The sequence below is a fragment of the Pseudoalteromonas sp. SR41-4 genome (assembly GCF_014163985.1).
Classification (GTDB): Bacteria; Pseudomonadota; Gammaproteobacteria; order Enterobacterales; family Alteromonadaceae; genus Pseudoalteromonas; species Pseudoalteromonas rhizosphaerae.
The window spans coordinates 1-21,023 of record NZ_JACJEI010000029.1 but is presented as its reverse complement, the minus strand read 5'-3'; the positions used below and the strand labels follow the sequence as shown (position 1 = coordinate 21,023).

The 21,023-nt window shown below is 41.5% G+C and carries 19 protein-coding genes and 1 pseudogene; 9 read left to right on the top strand and 11 right to left on the bottom strand.

The features are described 5' to 3' along the window. Window positions 1-72: 72 nt before the first annotated feature. The 5 genes from H5180_RS18735 to H5180_RS18715 all read left to right on the top strand — a co-directional run bounded on the left by H5180_RS18735 (window position 73) and on the right by H5180_RS18715 (window position 4,140). Window positions 73-360, top strand: coding sequence for a co-chaperone GroES (locus H5180_RS18735; RefSeq protein ID WP_054204533.1), 288 nt, complete (start codon window positions 73-75; stop codon window positions 358-360). A gap of 47 nt (window positions 361-407) precedes the next feature. Next, complete coding sequence (groL, locus tag H5180_RS18730) at window positions 408-2,054, top strand: chaperonin GroEL (protein WP_145238063.1); 1,647 nt, start codon at window positions 408-410, stop codon at window positions 2,052-2,054. 178 nt (window positions 2,055-2,232) lie between these two features. After that, window positions 2,233-2,646, top strand: coding sequence for a nucleoside diphosphate kinase regulator (gene rnk, locus H5180_RS18725; protein WP_182758812.1), 414 nt, complete (start codon window positions 2,233-2,235; stop codon window positions 2,644-2,646). Between the two features lie 134 nt (window positions 2,647-2,780). Continuing rightward, a complete protein-coding gene (locus H5180_RS18720; RefSeq protein WP_259399592.1) occupies window positions 2,781-2,927 on the top strand; it encodes an HNH endonuclease in 147 nt (48 codons plus the stop codon). Between the two features lie 928 nt (window positions 2,928-3,855). Continuing rightward, complete coding sequence (locus H5180_RS18715) at window positions 3,856-4,140, top strand: hypothetical protein (protein WP_182758823.1); 285 nt, start codon at window positions 3,856-3,858, stop codon at window positions 4,138-4,140. Between the two features lie 45 nt (window positions 4,141-4,185). Here the strand turns inward: H5180_RS18715 and H5180_RS18710 are convergent, their stop codons facing one another. The 10 genes from H5180_RS18710 to H5180_RS18665 form a co-directional block, all read right to left on the bottom strand. Next, the gene (locus H5180_RS18710; protein WP_182758811.1) at window positions 4,186-6,153 is read right to left on the bottom strand and encodes a methyl-accepting chemotaxis protein; all 1,968 of its coding nucleotides are present in this window, start codon (window positions 6,151-6,153) and stop codon (window positions 4,186-4,188) included. A 112-nt stretch (window positions 6,154-6,265) separates the two neighbouring features. Next, window positions 6,266-7,756, bottom strand: a complete 1,491-nt coding sequence (locus H5180_RS18705) for an NAD(P)H-hydrate dehydratase (protein WP_182758810.1) — start codon at window positions 7,754-7,756, stop codon at window positions 6,266-6,268. Window positions 7,757-7,976: 220 nt separating this feature from the next. Next, window positions 7,977-8,789 (bottom strand): adenosylmethionine decarboxylase, encoded by an 813-nt coding sequence (gene speD / locus H5180_RS18700; protein WP_145238045.1) that lies wholly within the window; start codon window positions 8,787-8,789, stop codon window positions 7,977-7,979. 88 nt (window positions 8,790-8,877) lie between these two features. Continuing rightward, a complete protein-coding gene (locus H5180_RS18695; protein ID WP_145238042.1) occupies window positions 8,878-9,291 on the bottom strand; it encodes an OsmC family protein in 414 nt (137 codons plus the stop codon). 81 nt (window positions 9,292-9,372) lie between these two features. Next, the gene (locus H5180_RS18690; RefSeq protein ID WP_149980484.1) at window positions 9,373-9,720 is read right to left on the bottom strand and encodes a DUF3802 family protein; all 348 of its coding nucleotides are present in this window, start codon (window positions 9,718-9,720) and stop codon (window positions 9,373-9,375) included. Window positions 9,721-9,860: 140 nt separating this feature from the next. Continuing rightward, window positions 9,861-11,330 carry a succinylglutamate-semialdehyde dehydrogenase gene (gene astD / locus H5180_RS18685; RefSeq protein WP_145238036.1) on the bottom strand — a complete coding sequence of 490 codons (1,470 nt, stop codon included), beginning with the start codon at window positions 11,328-11,330 and terminating at the stop codon, window positions 9,861-9,863. A 15-nt stretch (window positions 11,331-11,345) separates the two neighbouring features. Beyond that, window positions 11,346-12,362: an arginine N-succinyltransferase gene (astA, locus tag H5180_RS18680; RefSeq protein ID WP_145238033.1), complete on the bottom strand. Its 1,017-nt coding sequence runs from the start codon at window positions 12,360-12,362 to the stop codon at window positions 11,346-11,348. A gap of 88 nt (window positions 12,363-12,450) precedes the next feature. Further along, window positions 12,451-13,656 (bottom strand): aspartate aminotransferase family protein, encoded by a 1,206-nt coding sequence (locus H5180_RS18675; protein ID WP_145238030.1) that lies wholly within the window; start codon window positions 13,654-13,656, stop codon window positions 12,451-12,453. 649 nt (window positions 13,657-14,305) lie between these two features. Then, on the bottom strand, window positions 14,306-15,466 hold the full coding sequence (locus H5180_RS18670) for an HDOD domain-containing protein (protein ID WP_145238027.1): 1,161 nt from the start codon (window positions 15,464-15,466) through the stop codon (window positions 14,306-14,308). A 57-nt stretch (window positions 15,467-15,523) separates the two neighbouring features. After that, window positions 15,524-16,105: an aminodeoxychorismate/anthranilate synthase component II gene (locus H5180_RS18665; protein WP_145238024.1), complete on the bottom strand. Its 582-nt coding sequence runs from the start codon at window positions 16,103-16,105 to the stop codon at window positions 15,524-15,526. Window positions 16,106-16,373: 268 nt separating this feature from the next. On the opposite strand from H5180_RS18665, the pseudogene H5180_RS18660 reads away from it, so the two are divergent. The 3 genes and pseudogenes from H5180_RS18660 to glpD all read left to right on the top strand — a co-directional run bounded on the left by H5180_RS18660 (window position 16,374) and on the right by glpD (window position 19,833). Next, a pseudogene (locus tag H5180_RS18660) lies at window positions 16,374-16,614 on the top strand (YdcH family protein). A gap of 175 nt (window positions 16,615-16,789) precedes the next feature. Then, on the top strand, window positions 16,790-18,292 hold the full coding sequence (gene glpK / locus H5180_RS18655) for a glycerol kinase GlpK (protein ID WP_182735544.1): 1,503 nt from the start codon (window positions 16,790-16,792) through the stop codon (window positions 18,290-18,292). A gap of 47 nt (window positions 18,293-18,339) precedes the next feature. Beyond that, window positions 18,340-19,833 carry a glycerol-3-phosphate dehydrogenase gene (glpD, locus tag H5180_RS18650; RefSeq protein WP_182758809.1) on the top strand — a complete coding sequence of 498 codons (1,494 nt, stop codon included), beginning with the start codon at window positions 18,340-18,342 and terminating at the stop codon, window positions 19,831-19,833. A 7-nt stretch (window positions 19,834-19,840) separates the two neighbouring features. Here the strand turns inward: glpD and H5180_RS18645 are convergent, their stop codons facing one another. Next, window positions 19,841-20,239, bottom strand: a complete 399-nt coding sequence (locus tag H5180_RS18645) for a thioesterase family protein (protein WP_145238012.1) — start codon at window positions 20,237-20,239, stop codon at window positions 19,841-19,843. A gap of 31 nt (window positions 20,240-20,270) precedes the next feature. Between H5180_RS18645 and H5180_RS18640 the strand changes: the two genes are divergently transcribed. Beyond that, window positions 20,271-20,975, top strand: coding sequence for a 2OG-Fe(II) oxygenase (locus H5180_RS18640; RefSeq protein ID WP_145238009.1), 705 nt, complete (start codon window positions 20,271-20,273; stop codon window positions 20,973-20,975). Window positions 20,976-21,023: the final 48 nt, after the last annotated feature.

Genomic DNA, 21,023 nt, shown 5'->3' with positions numbered 1-21,023 from the left:
GGTTTAATGCAAACTGGTACATATAAAGCTTTTTTCTGTCCTGTTCAGAAACTGTTAGGAGAACTAAATAAAATGAACATTCGTCCTTTACATGATCGCGTGATCGTTGAGCGCCTAGAAGAAGAAACCAAATCTGCTGGCGGTATTGTATTAACTGGTTCTGCGGCTGAGAAATCAACCCGCGGTAAAGTTGTTGCAGTGGGTAATGGCCGTACTCTAGATAACGGTGATGTGAGAGCATTAGAAGTTAAAGTCGGTGACACTGTGTTATTCGGCTCATATGTTGAAAAAGCTGAAAAGATCGAAGGTCAAGAGTACCTGATCATGCGTGAAGACAATATTTTAGGCATTGTAGGCTAAAGCTACTTTTCGTTTAACAAACATTCAGAATTCAAAGGAAATTAATCATGGCAGCAAAAGAAGTACTTTTTGCAGGTGACGCACGCGCTAAAATGCTAGCTGGCGTAAACATCTTAGCAAACGCAGTTCGTGTAACTTTAGGTCCTAAAGGCCGTAACGTAATCCTAGACAAATCATTTGGCTCTCCAGTGATCACTAAAGATGGTGTATCAGTGGCAAAAGAAATCGAACTTGAAGACAAGTTTGAAAATATGGGCGCACAAATGGTTAAAGAAGTTGCATCTAAAGCAAACGATGCAGCCGGTGACGGTACAACTACTGCAACAGTATTAGCACAGTCAATTGTAAACGAAGGCTTAAAAGCGGTTGCTGCGGGCATGAACCCAATGGACCTTAAGCGCGGTATTGATAAAGCAATCATCGCAGCTGTTGCTGAGCTAAAAGAACTTTCAGTACCATGTGCCGATGCAAAAGCAATCGCTCAAGTGGGTACTATTTCAGCTAACTCTGATAAAGAAATTGGCGACATCATTGCAGAAGCAATGGAAAAAGTAGGCCGTAATTCAGGTGTAATCACTGTTGAAGAAGGTCAATCACTTGAAAACGAACTAGATGTTGTTGAAGGCATGCAGTTTGACCGTGGTTACTTATCTCCGTATTTCATCAACAACGCAGAAAAAGGCGCTGTTGAATTAGATAACCCATTTATTCTACTTGTAGATAAAAAAATCTCTAATATTCGTGAGTTGCTACCTACATTAGAAGCCGTTGCTAAAGCAAGCAAACCATTACTTATCATTGCTGAAGACCTTGAAGGCGAAGCACTAGCTACTCTAGTTGTTAACAACATGCGCGGTATCGTTAAAGTATCAGCAGTTAAAGCACCTGGTTTTGGCGACCGTCGTAAAGCAATGCTACAAGATATCGCAGTATTAACTGGCGGTACGGTTATCTCTGAAGAAATCGGCCTGGAACTTGAAAAAGCGACAGTTGAAGATTTAGGTACTGCAAAGCGCGTAGTTATCACTAAAGATGATACAACTATCATCGATGGTGCAGGCGAAGAAGCTGGCATCAACGGTCGCGTTGCGCAAATCAAAGCACAAATCGAAGAAGCAACATCAGACTACGATAAAGAGAAACTACAAGAGCGCATGGCTAAACTTGCCGGCGGTGTTGCGGTAATCAAAGTAGGTGCTGCTACTGAAATCGAAATGAAAGAGAAAAAAGACCGCGTTGAAGATGCACTTCATGCAACTCGCGCTGCGGTTGAAGAAGGCGTAGTGCCTGGTGGTGGTGTTGCACTAGTACGTGCAGCAAGCAAACTTGTTGATTTAGTTGGTGACAACGAAGATCAAAGCCACGGTATTAAAGTAGCACTACGTGCTATGGAAGCACCACTTCGTCAAATCGTTACCAACGCAGGTGACGAAGCGTCTGTTGTTATTAACGCAGTTAAAGGCGGCACGGGTAACTTCGGTTACAACGCAGCAACTGGCGAATACAACGACATGATTGAAATGGGTATCCTAGATCCAACAAAAGTAACGCGCTCTGCACTACAATTTGCAGGCTCGATTGCTGGCCTTATGATCACCACTGAAGCAATGGTAGCTGAAATCCCAAAGGATGAAGCTGGCGGCGCTGACATGGGAGGCATGGGCGGCATGGGTGGTATGGGCGGCATGATGTAATTCATCTCCTAACCATCTAGCTAAAATAAAAACCCAGCTTCGGCTGGGTTTTTAGCTTTAAGAGCAACGATAAAGTAGCAAATAAAATGACTCCAGCGTATTGCAGTGCTTTTTAACTGTATGCCAAAACCATACTCAGAGTTAATTTTATTTATAAGCCATAATTAAGGATATTAAGATGAATAAAAAGCCTGAACTGATCATCTCGTCACTCGATGCTGATAGATTGTATGATTTAATGGAATCATTACCAGCAGGAAGCTTTGCTGGCGAAAAAGAACTTGAAGCTGAACTTGGTCGCGCAACAATCGTTGAGCCAAAAGATGTGCCTTCGACAGTGGTTACTATGAACTCAACGGTAAACTTTATTGTTGAATCAACTAAAGAAGAATTCACTAAGACCTTAGTGTATCCAACAAATGCTGATGCAAGTGCTGATAAAATATCAATTTTAGCCCCTGTTGGTAGCGCCTTACTTGGTCTATCCCAAGGTGATGAAATTGAATGGCCAAAACCAAGTGGCGGTCTCATAAAAGTAAAAATAAAAGCAATCACTTATCAGCCAGAACGAGCCGGTGAGTTACATCGATAATATTTAGTGTTATTAAAAACCCAGTGAAAGCTGGGTTTTGTTTTTAAAGGGCAGTTTACGAGTTACGAGAGTAAAGTTAGCAAGTTGATAGGCTCCACAGTTTTATTTCAATTCATAAATAGTAATGCTGTACAATGTGTCACCAGAAAATTACCAAAGAAACAGGATGGAATATTCATCATATCGTGGAAAGGGTCAAAGGCGGAACTGATGAAATGAGCAATTTAGTGTTGTTGCATCCTAACTGTCATAGACAATTGCACAGCAATTTCTGCAATTAAAATTTGTCATTTTATAAATTCGGTTATATGCTTATAACCTAAAGTTATTAGAGTTAGTAAGGGTGTTACTCTTTCACTTGTTGCAGCGTAAACCTTGTCAAGGAAAGCGCTGAATCTGATACATGTGAACTAATCATAATGACTATAATTGCAATAATTAGCAGGGTTTGTGCCTTGAAGTATCGGTGATACAAAAGGTAAAGGAGGGTCTCTTACAATTTCTGCTTTCGTTTGACATATAACCTCCATAGGATTATAGGATGAATCGAAAGAAGATAAGTTCAAGTTGGGGAATTACAGCCACTAAACAGATAGAACAGTTGAAGATACTATTAGACTCGCTGACACAGTTAAGCAAGTCATGCAATAAGCTAATCTTAACACTCTATCCCTATGCGGTAATATTCACACTTACACCAAAAGACATTCTCTATACATTAGTAAGTTAAGTCGCCGGTCTTTACTTAGGTAATGACTTATAAGGGCTTGAGCCGTATGCGGGGAAACTCGCACGTACGGTTCTTAGAGGAGAGGTAGCCAGTAATGGCTATTCCTTACCCGACATCATTACCCTCCTAGCTCAATTAAAAACCCAGCTTCGGCTGGGTTTTTAGTTTCACACATTGTCAATAATTACATCAGCTATGTATTAATTTTAACAGCAGAAAGTCACGAAGATGAATCATAAAAATATAATCAAGTTCTATAATAAATTAGGGTGTGTTATTAACTTCCCTTCTCAATAAACAATTTAAGCTTATAATCTTTGAGCATCAATTAAACCATTAACAATAAATGTGAACTCTTCAATCATAGGGGAATCTAAAACTTTTACCTCACGACCTACATGAAGTTATCAGCGCCTATTAACTTGATATTGTGCAATTAACCCTTATTAACTAACTATTAGTAACCATATTAAAAACAAATGGATTTATTAGCTAGGGTTGGTCTTGGAACAGTACTGCTGCATTGGCTTGTAGTAAGCATATTATTGCTGCTTGTATTTTGGGCCATGATGAAAATGGTCGCTTGGGGTAAAACCATGTCACGAGGGGCTTTTTTATTTTTGTCGTTCTTTCCGCTTATTTCGTTATTCCCTATTCCACCCCCGCAATTTGAGAATGTACAAAAAGCCAAACAAGAGCAGCGTAAACGCAAAGAAGACTCCGGCGATCCACCAGAAGAGGACGAAGGTAAAGCATCGCGCTGACATTCTCAGCTAACGATGCTTGAAAAACACTATCAATGAATCACATTATTGCTGACTAATTTGATATAAACGCTGTGCTTGGCTATTTGAATCTTTGCTGACGCTACGAAATTCTTCAGCATCACTGGCATTTTGCACAGAGATCTCACGAATTCGCTCTGCCAAGTTTTTCACATTTTCGGTTACCTGTGATTGCTCTTCAGTCGCTACGGCAATGCTTGATGAACGCTCTTTAATATCATTAAACGCGGTAACAATACTTTCATACTGTGCACGTGTCGTTGCTGAGCGCTCGTTCACCACTTCAGAGTATTCACGGCATTGCCCAATAACGTTAACCCCTCGACTAGCGGCTTCTTGCAATTGGCTGATCATGGTTTCAATCTCGCCAGCCGATTGCTGAGTACGATGTGCCAAAGTTCTAACTTCATCAGCCACTACCGCGAAACCACGCCCTGATTCACCTGCTCGAGCAGCTTCAATGGCGGCATTAAGCGCAAGTAGATTAGTTTGTTCTGAAATATTCATGATCACATCAAGCACCGAGCCCACTTGTTTTGAGTCTTGTGCAATCCGTGAAATGGCATCTGATGATTCCGTTAATTTATCAAATAATAACTGGATTGATTCGGCATTCTTCTCAATAACATCAAAACCAGAATTCACTAAATCAGCGGATTGCGTAGTAATATCTGCAACGCTCAAAACATCTTGTGAGGCTGATGAGGCTGCTATCGACATTTCATGAATTGCCTCAGCCAACATGTTGTTTTCTTCCATTAACTCTTGCGTACGAATTTGGCTGTTATTACTTAAGTTATCCATCGCTTCAGCGTTGTTTTTAACCGCAGCGGCTTCTGCTTGGATCTGTTCTAAAATCTTAATCAGATGATCGCCATAATCATTAATCGCTTCGCATAAGTGGCTCATTTCATCACTTCCACGCACCGCCAGTTTTGAATTCGTGCGACCTTGCACCAACATTCTAACTTGCTCTGTGGTGGTGTTAATTTGCTGCACCAGGCGATTACCAAAAATCAGTAATACTGATACAAAAGCGAGAATAAGGGCGATAAATGAACTGTATAAATAATAAGTGAGGGTGTTAACGGTTTTCTTGGCAATTGCGGCAGGAATAATAACCCCAGAGCGCCAATTTTGCTCTGCCAATGAGTAAGTTACTAAAATAGATTCGTCATTATTAACCACACCACTGGCAAATTCAGCAACAGTTGTATTGCTGTTTTGCAAGGCGCTGACCAACGGCTTTAAGCTACTGTCTTTACTGGCAACCTGAGTAAGGCTCATCATTGCTAAGTTAGTATTGCGTATCGATGGAATCGATACTAATTGCTCGGCGCTATCTAAAATAAAGTTATAGGTGCCCGTAGCATTGTTCTCTGCGATCAATGAGCTTTCGATAGATGCCAGTTCAACGTCTAAGGTGGCAACCCCCCAAAATTGGTTATCACGGATTATTTTCACGGAACAGGTAACCATCGGTACATTCGATACCGTGTCTACATAAGCTTCGGACCAAACGCACTCACCCCGATTAGCGTTAATGGCATTTTTATACCAGGTTTCTTGTTGATACGCGCTGCTGTCGGGCTGGTTATAATCATCTAAAAGTTTATATTGGCCATTACCTGTTTTCGCCCAGAAAAGAGATGCCTTTGCTGCTGAAGGCAGCATTTTATTCGGCTCAGGCCAAATACCACCACCCGCAATACCTTTGCCACTTGCAATCAAAGGAGCAATATTTTCAATAAAGGCCGCCTGCTGCAATGGCAAAGTCTCGGCTACCACGGCTAAGCTTTGCGTTAAGGTGGCACTTTTAGCTAAATCTTTTGCTAACGATTCGCCGATCACCTTTGCTTGTAATTTTGCGCTGGATATAGCGTCATTTTTAATGATTGGCGTAACAACTAGCTGCATTATTCCTGACAGAATAATTAAAGCAAACAACAGCAGCAGAAAACTCCCTAGGTACATTTTTTTTTGTATCAACATCTTCTTTTTACCTCAGTAGTAAATAATAGCCGCGCAAATTAGAGTATAGGGACTGTGCTGTATTTAGCAAAACGAGTTCCTAAAAATAGTGACCAAAAAGTATATTTAACCGCTATTTACCATTAATGAGCTGCCTAACAATAGCAAATAAATCACTTGGCAACATACCGCGCTCCCCTTCGCGTTCTGCCAAAATATCGGCTGCTTTAGCGTGCAATGTCACACCGTAACATGCGGCTTGATCAACAGCGAAACCTTGAGCAAGTAACGCACCTATGATGCCGGTAAGCACATCACCACTGCCACCAACGGCAAGCGCTGGATTACCATTTTCGCACAACCAAGTTTGCTGCCCGTTGGCGATCAGGCTACCCGCGCCTTTCAGCACACTGGTACTGGTATAACGTTTAGCTAAATCCGTAGCAGATTGAAAGCGATTTGCTTCAATCTCAGCAATTGAAACTTTCATTAGCCGTGAGGCTTCACCAGCATGCGGGGTTATTATGCAATTTTTAAGGCGATACTCTAAAGCATGCTTAGCCAACAAATTTAAGCCATCAGCATCAATAACTAATGGTAAATTATTTGCTAAGCAATATTGTATAACCTGCTCAAATGTCGTTTGCGCCCAACTATCCTGACCAAGACCTGGACCAATAATGACACAATTTGCCCATTCAAGGGCTGCGGATAAACTGTCGCAACTGACCATTAATTCAGGGCGACCACTACTAACGACTTGTACACTGCTTTGATGAGTATAAACACGCACCATTGCAGCGCCTGTACGAAGTGCTGCTTCACTTGATAAACGAATGGCCCCGCTAGTACCTTGATTCCCACCGACGCATAACAGCTTGCCGTGGTTCCCTTTATGGCTATTGCGACTTCGTGCAGCAAGTGGTTTAAAACTAGTGATATTGATAAGTGTTGCGCTAGCATCCACTAACTTGGTAAATGATTCTGCGATCCCTAAATCATTAAAAATGATTTTTCCTGCAGCACTTCGCCCGGCACCGGTTACTAAGCCTTGTTTAATCCCCACAAAAGTAACGGTAATAGTAGCCTGAATAGCGATGCCAAGTGGCTGCCCGGTGTCGGCGTCTATGCCTGAAGGTAAATCAATTGCCACTATTGCGCTAGGTTGCGCGTTGGCATCTTCAATCATCGTTAAAAATGGCGGACGAACTTGACTATTAATTCCGGTACCTAACAAACCATCAATAATAATATCGGCATTATTGAGGCGACCTTGCGTGTAACTTTCAACTTCGCCCCCCAATGCTTGCCAACGTTGCTGAGCTGTAAGCGCATCCCCGGTGAGATGTCTACTGGTATCGGCTGCAAGTACAATGACTTCCTTACCGGCTTGCTTGGCAAGGCTTGCCACAATATAGCCATCGCCCGCATTATTACCATAACCGACCAGAATAAAGTAGCGCTGAGCATTCGGAAAATGCTCGATACACTGCGAGAATACCGCATGCCCTGCGCGCTCCATCAAAGTGAACATGCTAACGCCTGCCAAGGTCGCTGCTTTTGCTTCGTGCTCCCTCACCTGCTTTGCCAAAAATAGTTGCTGTGCTAGGCCTTGATTCTGCATATTGATCCATAATAGAAGACGGGCTGTTTACTTAGACTATTAGCCACAGCTGCTAGCGTCAAGGAATGTCGTCACCAACATTTTCAGGCTAATTTAGGAGGTATACTTAGGAAGGATGGTCTTTTCGTTTGCTTTTGTTGCTGCATTTAGCAACTTTAATAAAAAACGGCGCACAATTTACATTGCGCGCCGTTTTTTAAAACTTACTAATTAAGTGAGTTTATTCTGCTTCCGGCAGGTTACGGCCGTAAAAGATTTCTTGCATTTCACGTGTTAATTTAGAACGAATTGCTTCTTCTTCGTCTTCAGATAAATCACTAGTAGTAACACCAAATAAATAAGTATTTAGGTCTGTTTCTTTTAGCATCATCTTAGTGTGGAACAAGTTTTCTTGATACACATTCACGTCCATCATTTGGTACGCTTCTTTGGTATCTTCGGTCATGTAGTTTTGAATTGAGTTGATCGCGTGATCGATATAGTGCTTAACACCATCTACGTCACGGGTAAAACCACGCACTCGGTAGTCAATTGTTACAACATCTGACTCTAAGCTATGAATTAGGAAGTTTAACGCTTTTAATGGCGAAATAATGCCACAGGTTGATACTTCGATATCGGCACGGAAAGTACAAATACCATCATCAGGGTGAGCTTCAGGATAGGTATGAACGCAGATGTGGCTTTTATCTAAATGAGCAACAACTGTTTCAGGTAATGGTCCTGGTGCTTCATCAACTTCATAAGTTTGCTGCTGCTCAATTGGCTCTTCTGAGATCAGAATTGTTACACTAGCACCTTGAGGGTCGTAATCTTGACGCGAAACATTTAAAATATTCGCACCGATAATGTCTACTACTTCACCTAAAATATCGGTTAGTCGATCAGCACTGTACTGTTCGTCGATATATTCAATATATTCTTTACGTTGTTGCTCAGTCTTTGCATAGCAAATATCGTAAATACTAAAGCTTAAACTTTTGGTTAAGTTATTAAAGCCATGAAGTTTAATTTTATCGAAGGGTTTGTTCATGATAAACCAACCTATAAACAAGTGAAATCTGCCAGAGCAGAATGAAAAGTTCGCGGATTTTATACGAATTTCACCTCAGGAAAAAGCGTTATTTTCCCTGTTCTTGTATAACTTCGTGTGTGTGGGTAATTTCTACTGTTTTATCAAGCATTAATGCTACTGAACAATACTTCTCTGCAGATAGTTGAACGGCACGCGCAAGGTGCTTTTCTGAAACGTTGTCGCCAGTCACAACAAAGTGTAAGTTAATCTTAGTGAATACTCGCGGAGCGGACTCTGCGCGTTCAGCACTCAATTGCACTTGCACATCTGAAAACTGTTGTTTAGCTTTTTTTAGAATACTGACTACATCAACCGATGAACAGCAGCCAACTGACATTAATACCATTTCCATTGGGCTTGGTGCGGCGCTATCGCTACCAGCATCAAACACAACATTGTGACCAGAATTAGAACGCCCTAAAAAAGTATCGCCTTCAACCCATTTCACATTCGCTTGCATTTTATTACTCTCAAAGAAGTTATTTCCTTGATTGTAAGGAAGTCACACGCAGTTGCAAATTAAAAACGATAATTGGAATGATCAGGCACTTTCGACAACTGCGCTATCAAAGAGGTTTTTTACCAATGCGGCAAATTCATCGATAAATGCATGTTGCTCTATTGTCACTTGATTACTGGTGACGCTGCTGAGGACTTCTTGTAAGTCGTATACAATGCCATCTACTTCACGCACGATTTGACTACGTTGTTCAGTAGAAAGCTCTGTGTGTTGCTGGCATAACAACATAACATTTTCAGCAATATCATCTTCTATTAGCTCCATAATAGTAGGAGCGCCTGGTTTTATTTCGCCGGACTTCTCAAATAATGCTAAATTTTGAGTAAGATACATGATGAGGTCATCATATCCTTGCCTATCTAAAACCATAATTATCCACACCTAATTAAAACGACTGTATTGATTTAAGCAGAAAGCGCTTTTAATTGCTACCTTTGAGCATTAACCAATACAAAAAAAGCAGCCTTGGCTGCTTTTTTAGTTATTTATTACTATTTGACCAAAATCGATTAATCGATTTTTAAGCCTGGGCTTAATGTTGCTGGCATTGCTACTTTTTCAAGTTCAACAGAGGCAACTGGGTATGCGCAATAATCAGCTGCATAGTAAGCACTTGCACGATGATTACCTGATGCACCAATACCACCAAAAGGAGCTGCACTTGAGGCACCGGTGATTGGGCGGTTCCAGTTAACAATACCAGCACGGATACGACGTAAAAAATGGTCGTAATCTGCCGCATTATCACTGAGTAAACCCGCAGACAAACCAAAGCTGGTATCGTTGGCTTTATCAATCGCACTATCAAAATCTGTAAAGCGGAATACTTTTAATAGTGGACCAAAGTGCTCTTCATCTGGGAAGTTAGCAACATCTGTGCACTCAATAATACCAGGCGTTACAAAACCTGTATTTTCAGTATGCTTAAGCTCAACCAATACTTCAGCACCAAGCTCAACGAGTTGTTGCTGTGCTTTTACCATACCAGCGGCCGCAGCTGATGAGATCATCGAGCCCATAAACGGTTGCTCTACATCATCGTAGTTGCCCACTTTGATGGCTTTAGTCGCGGTAATTAAACCGGCTAAAATTGCATCGCCTTGCTCACCTGCTGGTAAAAACAGCTTGCGTGCACAGGTACATCGTTGGCCACTTGAGATAAATGCTGATTGAATAATATCGTGAATAACGGCTTTAGTATCAGCAACATCAGTAATAATCAGTGGATTGTTACCACCCATTTCTAATGCTAAGATTTTACCTGGTTGACCGGCAAACTGCTCATGCAGAATATGGCCTGTGCGTGATGAACCGGTAAAGAATAAGCCATCAATACCTTTGTGAGCAGCAAGAGCCTTACCTGTGGCTACTTCGCCTTGTACTAGGTTAATAACCCCTGCTGGTAAACCTGCTTTTTCCCATAACTTAAGCGTTAGCTCAGCAACAGCTGGAGTTAGCTCCGATGGTTTAAACACCACGGTATTGCCCGCCAAAAGTGCAGGCACAATATGGCCATTAGGTAAATGACCAGGGAAGTTATAAGGGCCAAATACCGCCACTACACCATGTGGTTTATGGCGGATCATTGCACGACCTTGCGGCATTGGGTTTTCTACGTCGCCAGTGCGCTCTAAAAATGCTTTTTCAGAGATAGCTATTTTACCGACCATAGCACCCGCTTCAGTGCGAGTTTCCCATAACGGCTTACCCGTTTCTTGGGCTATTACAACAGCAAGCTCTTCGCTGTGCTCTTTTAGGGTTTCGGCAAAAGTTTTTACAATCGCTAAACGTTCTGCAAATGATTTATCAGCCCAGCTATAAAATGCTGCACGCGCAGAGTTAACAGCGGTGTCTACTTGCTCACTGGTGGCTGAGTTTGCTTGCCAAATAATTTCGTTATTGGCTGGGTTTACTGAATTAAATGCATCGCCTAGGCCTTGCGACCATTGACCATTAATAAATTGTGCAGGATGAGTCATGTACTTTCTCCTAAATTATATACGTGTTGCGGTAACTATATCGCCAGCTTGTAAGTGCAGTGCATCGGCCATTGCCTGTGGCAAAGTCAACTCAGAGCTTGTTTCATCAAGGTTTAGTTGTGCAACGGTTGCTCTAAAATCATTGAGTTTGTCATTCGCTAGCATGATAGCCGTCTCGCCGCTGTTTTCACCGATTTTTACGGTAAAGTTTTTGGCATTACGAATAGTTGCAATATTATCTACTTTTGCTTCTACCGTTGGGCCAGCATCAAAAATGTCAACGTAGCCATTAAAGGTGAAGCCTTCTTTTTTCAGTAGTTCAATCGCAGGGCGCGTATTATTGTGCACCTTGCCGATCACGGCTTGCGCCTCTTTACTTAATAAGTTGACGTAAATTGGGTACTTTGGCATTAGTTCAGCAATAAACACTTTTTGGCCAATACCGGTTAAGTAATCAGCTGTTGGAAAATCCATCGAGAAAAAGTGTTCTTCTAACCATTGCCAAAATGGACTACTGCCGTGTTCGTTAGAAACACCGCGCATTTCTGCAATTACGGTTTCAGCAAAGCGTTCTTGGTGCTGCTTGATAAACATAAAACGTGCTTTTGAAAGCAGCTTACCGTTATTATTTTTACGGTAACCATCTTTTAAAAACAGCGTACAAAGCTCAGTTGCTCCAGTGTAATCATTACACAAGGTTAAAATATCAACCGCTTTATAAACATTCAATGTACGAGATGAATGAATAGCTTTACTTAAATGATAGTGATAAAACGCATCATCTAAACCAACCGCAGCTTCAATTGCTGAGGTACCGACTACTTCACCTGTTTCGCTATCTTCAAGAACAAACAAGTAACCTTCATCACCCGGATGAGATGCACTTTTTGCGAATGAGCTTATTGAATGAGCTATCTTCTTTTGTAATAACTCTTCGTTATTAGGTAAAGAGGTAAAACCATGTCCTGATTCGTGGGCAATTTTCAATAAAGCTGGGTAATCACATTGCTGGATTGGGCGAAGGATCATCATGAGTCCGCTTGCTCCCTTATAAATAACGGTAAATTAAGAATATTAGGGCAAGCTTGCTACTTGCCCTTATTATGATTAGAGGTGTTGATTAACCGTTCACAACGTTGGCTACGGCTTTTTCAAAGCGCGCCATCCCTTCACGGATATCCGCTTCAGGGATCACTAAAGATGGAGTAAAACGCACCACATCGGCACCCGCGACTAACGACATCACACCCTCAGCGGTTCCTGCTACTAAAAACTCTTTAGCACGACCTTTAAACTGCTCATTAACCACGGCACCAATTAATAAACCTTGACCACGAATTTCCGAAAATACGTTGTACTTATCGTTAATTGCAGTTAATAGTTCATTGAATAATGCAGCTTTAGCTTTAACACCAGCTAATACTTCTGGTGTATTCACAGTATCAAAGGCTGCTTCACCAACAGCACATGCCAACGGATTGCCGCCATAAGTAGAACCATGAGTACCGACTTTAAGGTGCTTAGCAATCTCTGTCGTGGTGATCATTGCACCAATTGGAAAACCGCCGCCAAGTGCTTTTGCAGTAGTTAAAATATCAGGTACTACATTTAACCCTTGGTATGCGTAAAGATCGCCAGTACGACCGACACCAGTTTGTACTTCATCAAAAATAAGCAATGCGTTATGTTTAGTACATAACTGGCGTACACCTTGAGCAAACTCATCAGTAGCAGAGATAATGCCGCCTTCACCTTGTAATGGCTCCATCATTACCGCACATGTGTTATCAGAGATTAATGCTTCAAATGCGGCTAAATCGTTATAGTCACAATGTACGATATCTCCCGGCTTAGGACCAAAACCATCAGAGTAAGCAGCTTGACCGCCCACGGTTACAGTAAAGAATGTACGGCCATGGAAACCTTTATTGAAAGCGATGATTTGCGATTTTTGTTCACCAAAATTTTCAAGCGCAACACGACGCGCTAATTTTAGTGCGCCTTCATTTGCTTCTGCGCCTGAGTTGGCGAAATATACTTTTTCAGCAAATGTAGCATCTACCAATTTTTTAGCTAAACGAAGTGCTGGCTCATTAGTCATTACATTTGATAGGTGCCAGATTTTTTCGCCTTGCTCTTTTAATGCTTTAACCAATGCTGGATGACAATGACCTAGACAGTTAACAGCGATACCACCGGCAAAATCGATATATTCACGACCTTGCTGATCCCATACACGTGAGCCTTCGCCACGAACAGGAATAACGCTTGAAGGTGCGTAGTTAGGAACCATTACTTGATCAAATAATTCGCGATTGACTGTCATTTTATATCCTCTTAATTGTGATCCTACAGAAAGTTTAAAAAATAGGCTTGATGATAGACTGTTGTACCATCTCCTTTGGCGTAAATCAGCATAGCTCACATCGCCAAAAAATACTCTCTGGTTCAATTTTCAGATAATCATTATTTCAGAGTTTTTCGTTATTGTCTCTTATAAAACTTTCATGTAGCCCTTGTTATTAAAGGCTTTGAGATATAATTTCAGAGATAGTGAATAACTATCTGAATAACGAATTATGGGGTTGTTTATTCTATATCGCTGCCCCACCACCCACCAGGCAGAGCTTTGCAAGATAAAATATGGGTAAGAGTAGATATTAATGATGAATGAATAGTCGTAAAAAAATTAACAAAAAATTTATGAAATAAGGGCGTGTTGACCTTTCAGGATTAAAATTTGTTCAAATTAGGGGCGATTTAATCACGGCGCGAGATTTGTAACCTAGTGTGCTAAGTAAAAATTGAGCAACAAAGAGTTAATCGCCCCTAGGAAGAACCCTTCGGGCAGCGCGTGTTTGGCATTGATGCTGCGTTATCGCCTATTTATGGGGAACAACCACACTACATAGGCTCTGCCTTGCCTAAATACCAAACACACTGCTGCAAATTCAACCTCGAAAGATAAACACGCCCTAGTCAATTTTAATATGAAAGTGCTGCAAATTGGTTTTTTCAAGCTGTTCTAGTTCCTGTTTTGATAACCCAACGTAATCAAACCAGAGTGATTTTTCATCACTTTCCACCAGCTGATGTTCGCTCAAAGTAACACATTGACTATAACAACGTGCCTTTTGCATTAACATCGCTAATGGCAATAGTGAATCCCCTTTGGACACACCATTAATCAACTGCGATAACACAGCATTAAAAGGTAAATACCGAAACGCCATTTTATCAATCACCGTCGCCGTGACTTTTAGCGCATGCTGATTAAGTAAAGTACTTAAAAATAACGGATCAGGTTTTAACTCTAACAATGCGGTGTGAAGATCTTTATGTTGGTCTTCTCGGGCAAGGGTTACTTTGCGCTGCCACACTCGTTCGAATGTACGTAAATAGAGTCGAATCAAAGCTATCTTGCCAACATCGAGTAACATACCCAAAGTAAATGCATGTACTTCATTAATACCATTGAGCTTAGCCAACTCTTGCGCCGCAATCGCGCAAGCCATTGAGTTATCGCGTAGGCGACGCTTCAATAATGGAAATGGTTCGGTGCTGTGTGGCATCCAATGACGTACCGCAAAGGTAGGCACTACAAACTGTAAGTTGTCTAAACCAATATAACGCAGAGCTAAAGAGGGGTTATCAACTTTTACCGAAGTATGTTTATTGCGCTGCGCGCGATAATAAGGCAAATTCACAAAAGCAACTAACTCACGTCCTAACCAAGTTAAATCTTTAACTAATGGCTCAAGGCGCCCTACCGATGCTGATTTTACCGCAAGTATGTCTAAAATCGCGGGGACATTATCTTCAATACCAATGGTTTCATGTAGTACCGTATCAATATCGGCTAACTGCTTGTTCATGGCGGTATCAATAACTTGATGTAACTGCTGGCTGGCTTGAGCGCGGTACTTATGATGCGAAGTACTGGAGAGTTTACGTATTTTTTGCGCAGCAACTTCAACCTCAAGTAAGGTGCGCTGCTTCATCGCCTCACCATAATTTATATCTAGAGTATGAATATAGCCAATTTGACGTTGCGCAAAGCTATGTCCAAGCAACAAATCATGGGCTCGTTGCTCTAATGCCTTAGCTGTCCTTTGTTGGCGTATTTCATCTGTCATTAATAGTTATCTTTTATAAATAAATTAAGGGAAGCTACTACGTTTGTTAGCATAAGCCTAGAACCGAGTTAAAAAGTTAGCAAGTAATTCAAGTCCTCGCTGCGTTAAAATTGCCTCTGGGTGAAATTGTACCCCCTCTAACGCTAAGCTATTATGAACTAAGCCCATTATTTCATCTAACTGGCCACTTTCAGTTTCGGTCCAAGCGGTGATCTGCAACTCATCAGGAATGCTATCTTGTTCAACAACCAACGAATGATAACGGCAAACTGTTAATGGATTTGGTAAGCCGGCAAATACACCTTGATTAGCATGATAAATTGGCGAGGTTTTACCATGCATCACTTGCTTTGCCCTAACAATGTTCGCACCTAGTGCTTGTGCTATTGTTTGATGACCTAAACAAATACCTAAAATTGGAAATTGACCTTTTAATTGCTCAACAAGCTCCAAAGATATACCCGCTTCATTTGGTGAACATGGGCCGGGAGATATCACGATATGCTTAGGGTTTAACTGGGCAATTTGACTAACCGAGATCTCATCATTGCGCTTTACTAGCACCTCTTGATCTAAACGTTGAAAATACTGTACCAAATTGTAGGTAAACGAGTCGTAGTTATCGATCATTAAAAGCATGTAATAAAGCACTCAAAATAGAAATTGTTTGCAGGCAACTGCCTGCGTTCATATTCTAACTTAAGCCCGCACGAGTGTCAGTGTTTTGTATTCAGGCAAAGGGAAATTACTTTAATAACGATAATACTGAGCTTGATGTTGATTTATTTTAAATCAGCCCAAGCTCTATTGTATTGGCAAAACGCCTCAGAGCATTTAATTTGACTAAAACCCATGCGTGTTTATCTATCGAGATTAATATGTAACACGCTTTAATAAGGAGCGACCTATGTTAGGCGAAGATCATTCATTAACTAAAGATTTCCCTGAATACCAAAGCACTATCACTAAGCTCAACACTGATAATGAAGAGTTCGCGGCAAGGGCAAAGCAATACAATTGATAAAGAAATCCGTGTCCTGGAGTTACAAGATGCCCCTATTGATGATGAAGCAATGCATCAATTAAAACACGATAGAATGGCATTAAAAGATTGGCTCCATCAGCAATTAGCTGATGCTGCCAACTAATAATTATATTATATATATCTGGCGCTTATTTAAAACTAAGCGCCAGCACTGAGCCTTAACTCCCTTTCACTCATCCTATTTGCCTAAAATTACATCCATTATGGTGCAAAAGCATTGCTATTCGTTTAGCTTAGAGACAAGCTATCTTTATCTAAGTTAAATAACATTATATTTTATGTGCAAATACATACTCTCGATTGACCAAGGAACGACGAGCTCTCGCGCCATCTTATACACCAAAGATGCCGAGGTTTTTGGCACAGCCCAACAAACCTTCCCGCAGCACTTTGTGCAAAATGGTTGGGTTGAACACGATCCTGTAGATATTTGGCAAACCGTATTCGCGAGCGTTAAAAACGTATTGGCGCAGCAACGGGTAACGGCTGCCGACATTATTGCCATAGGCATTGCTAATCAACGAGAAACCACCTTAGTGTGGAGTAAAAAAACCGGGCAACCTATTTACAACGCGATTGTGTGGCAAGACCGACGCACTAGCCAGTACTGTGATAGTTTGCGCGATGCTGGGCACAGTAAAATCGTCAATGATAAAACCGGCTTATTACTCGATCCGTACTTTTCTGCCACCAAAATTCGTTGGATCTTAGATAACGTCACTGGCGCTAAAGAGCAAGCACAAGCAGGTGAGCTGGCGTTTGGTACGGTAGACACCTACTTACTATGGCAATTAACCGATGGTAAAGTACACAAAACCGATGCAACCAATGCCTCTCGCACATTACTGTTTAACATTCACCAGCAATGCTGGGATGAAGACTTACTCGCCTTATTTGATATTCCAGCCTCGATGCTACCTGAAGTAATGGACTCAGCGGCTGACTTTGGTGTTACTAGCAGCGAGTTATTTGGTGGTGAAATTCCAATTAGCGGCATAGCGGGTGATCAGCAAGCCGCTTTAATTGGCCAAGCTTGTTTTGAAGAAGGTATGGCAAAAAGCACCTACGGAACAGGCTGTTTTTTAATGCTTAACACCGGCGATAAAGCACTAAAGTCAAACAATCGCTTATTAACCACCATCGCATATAGACTTAACGGCAAACCTACGTATGCCATTGAAGGCAGTATTTTTATGGCAGGTGCCACCATGCAGTGGATTGTAGAGGGCTTGAAATTATTAGAAAGCGCGGGAGAAAGTGAAGCCCTCGTCAAAGGTGTTCCCTTAGATCATGGGGTATTTTTAGTGCCCTCTTTTACAGGTTTAGGCGCTCCCTATTGGGATGCCAATGCCCGAGGTGCTATTTTAGGGCTTACTCGAGATTCAGGTATTAGTACGATTGTCGCTGCAGCTTTGCAATCAGTGGGTTATCAAACTAAAGATTTACAAAAAGCGATGGAAGGGGATGGCTTGCGCCCCAGCATCTTGCGCGTTGACGGCGGTATGGCTAATAATAATTGGGCTATGGAGTTTTTAGCTAATATTTTAGGTGCGAGTGTTGAGCGCCCCACCTTAACCGAAACCACCTCGCTTGGCGTCGCCTATTTAGCAGGCCTGCAAAGTGGTGTTTATGAATCAACAGCGCAACTAGCAACTATGTGGCGATGTGACCGCCGCTTTGAGCCAACTATGAGTAGCTTTGAGCGTAACGATTTATATGCAAAATGGCTACATTGTATTGCGCAAGTGACGCTTGCTAATAATCCGCAGAATGACGGCTAATCGCGTTAATATAATCTGGCATTAACAACTAACTTTAAGGTTCACCCGTGCAGTTACTCGATAACGAATATGATTTACTTGTCATTGGCGGTGGCATTAATGGTGCTGGTATTGCAGCAGATGCAAGTGGTAGAGGCTTGAAAGTATTATTGTGTGAGCAAGACGATTTAGCCTCAGCCACCTCATCAAACAGCAGTAAGCTTATTCATGGCGGGCTGCGCTATTTAGAGCACTATCAATTTAGGTTAGTAAAAGAAGCATTGCTAGAGCGTGAAGTGTTATTAAAAAAAGCACCGCATATTATTTGGCCGCTCTCGTTTAGGCTTCCTCATCAGTCACATTTGCGGCCGCCATGGATGATCCGCCTAGGATTATTTATTTACGACCATCTAGGAAAACGAGACACGCTACCCGCTTCCAAGTCGATTATTTTCACAAAAGACAGTGTGCTAAATGCATCAATTACACAAGGGTTTGAATATGCTGATGGCTGGGTAGATGACGCGCGTTTAGTGATCTTAAACGCCCTTGCCGCCGAACAACACGGAGCAACCATAGCAACACGTACTCGTTGTATAAAGGCACAGCGCAATATTGAACATTGGGATGTAACTCTAGCGCAACAAACGACCCAGCAGCAACTACAAATCAAAGCCAAATGCATTGTTAATGCCGCAGGCCCTTGGGTTGCTTCATTGTTTGATAATGTATTTATTCAGCCATCACCACAGCATATTCGCTTAGTCAAAGGCAGCCATATCGTGGTGCCACGTATTCATGACGAGCCATGTGCCTATATTCTCCAAAATGAAGATCAACGTATTGTTTTTGTCATTCCCTTTGAAGATGACTATTCTCTCATTGGCACTACTGATGAAGAATATACCGGCAATATTAAAGATGTAAAAATTAGCAAACAAGAAATTAGTTACTTAATCAATATTACTAATCATTACTTTAAAACTCCGATTGAAGCGACTGATATAGTACATACATTCAGTGGCGTACGGCCATTACTCGATGACCACTCAGCAGATGCTCAAGCTGTAACCCGCGATTATAAGCTGATATTAAATAATGATGATAATCAGGCTGCTTTGTTAAGTGTGTTTGGCGGAAAAATAACTACTTATCGAAAACTGGCAGAAAATGCTGTGGACAAACTCGCGCTATTTTATCCTCATATGACTGAAGCGTGGACAAAAAGCGCGCCGTTACCAGGCGGAGATTTTAGTGAAAAAGCGACGTTAATAACGCAACTACAAGTAAAATATAATTGGTTGCCTGAGTTATTATTAAATAGGCTGGTACGCTCCTATGGCACGCTAACTAATGCACTGCTAGGTAATTGCAGTGCATTGGCTGACTTAGGTTGTCATTTTGGCCATGGTCTATACGCTCAAGAAGTCGATTACCTAATTAACAACGAGTGGGCAAAAACCAGCGATGACATATTGTGGCGTAGAACAAAGCTCGGGCTATGCTTTAGGAAAGCGCAAGTCACCGCTTTAGATAACTACTTGCGCACCTTAAATTACTAACTACACATTAAGAAGCTGCAATAAAATGCTCATTTAAGGCTGCTTTTTCAACACGAGATAAAGCTTGCTTAGCTTTAGCGGCAAAGTCGTAACGTACCAGCACTGTTTTACCGATTGCGCAGCATTTATCTTGCTGCCATGCCTCTTGGCGAAGCACAAATGAGCTGCTGCCAATATGCTCTACCGATGTTTTAATACTTACTTCATGCGAGTAAAACAACTCACCTACAAACGACACCTCAATTTTAGCAATAATAAGCTTCCAATCGTGAGGATTTAAATCGGGGGTAAAAAATTTAAAAATAGGTGCACGTGCGGCTTCAAACCAAACAGGGAGTACGGTATTGTTGATGTGTCCGAGTGCATCCGTTTCGCTAAAGCGCGGCATCACTTTTTCAGTAAACATAATAATCCAATAATAATTAAACAGGTAACTCATGACGGACTTTATCCGCGTGTATGACAACGCGCTCAGTAATGACTTTTGCGATAACTTTATCACCACCTTTTCGCAAAGCCCGCATATAAAACAAGGGATGACATCAGGCGGCATAGATCTTAATAAAAAAGATAGCCACGACTTACACTTAAACAATCATCCTGAATACGCTGAGCAATTAAAACATATTCAACAAACTACTGCACAATATGTTTTTAACTACATTGAAGAACATATTTTTATAATGATTGGGGCGTTTGGTTTAAAAGTGTACCACCCCCAAACAGGACAACCTGTTGATTTAACGCAAGCTAATTTTGACGAGGTAGGTAAACCGCAATTACCTTTATTGGTACAGCAAATTTTTCGACTCGGTAATATCCAAGCGCAAAAATACGAAGTTAACAAAGGCGGCTACCCGTATTGGCATAGTGAAGTGTACCCACAGTTACACCATAACGAAGCACTGCATCGAGTATTGTTATTTATGTTTTATTTAAACGATGTTGAAGAAGGCGGTGAAACCGAGTTTTATTATCAAAATCGTAAGATAGCTCCGAAAAAAGGCACTATGGTGATTGCCCCAGGCTACTTTACTCATACTCATCGCGGTAATAAGCCAGTATCGAATGATAAATATATTTTAACGTCGTGGGTGCTATTTAACCGCGCAGAGCAAATATACGGGCAGCCACAGGCCTAAGCGGTAAGCGGTAAGCCATAAATCTACTTAAATAAGAGTTTATGTCAA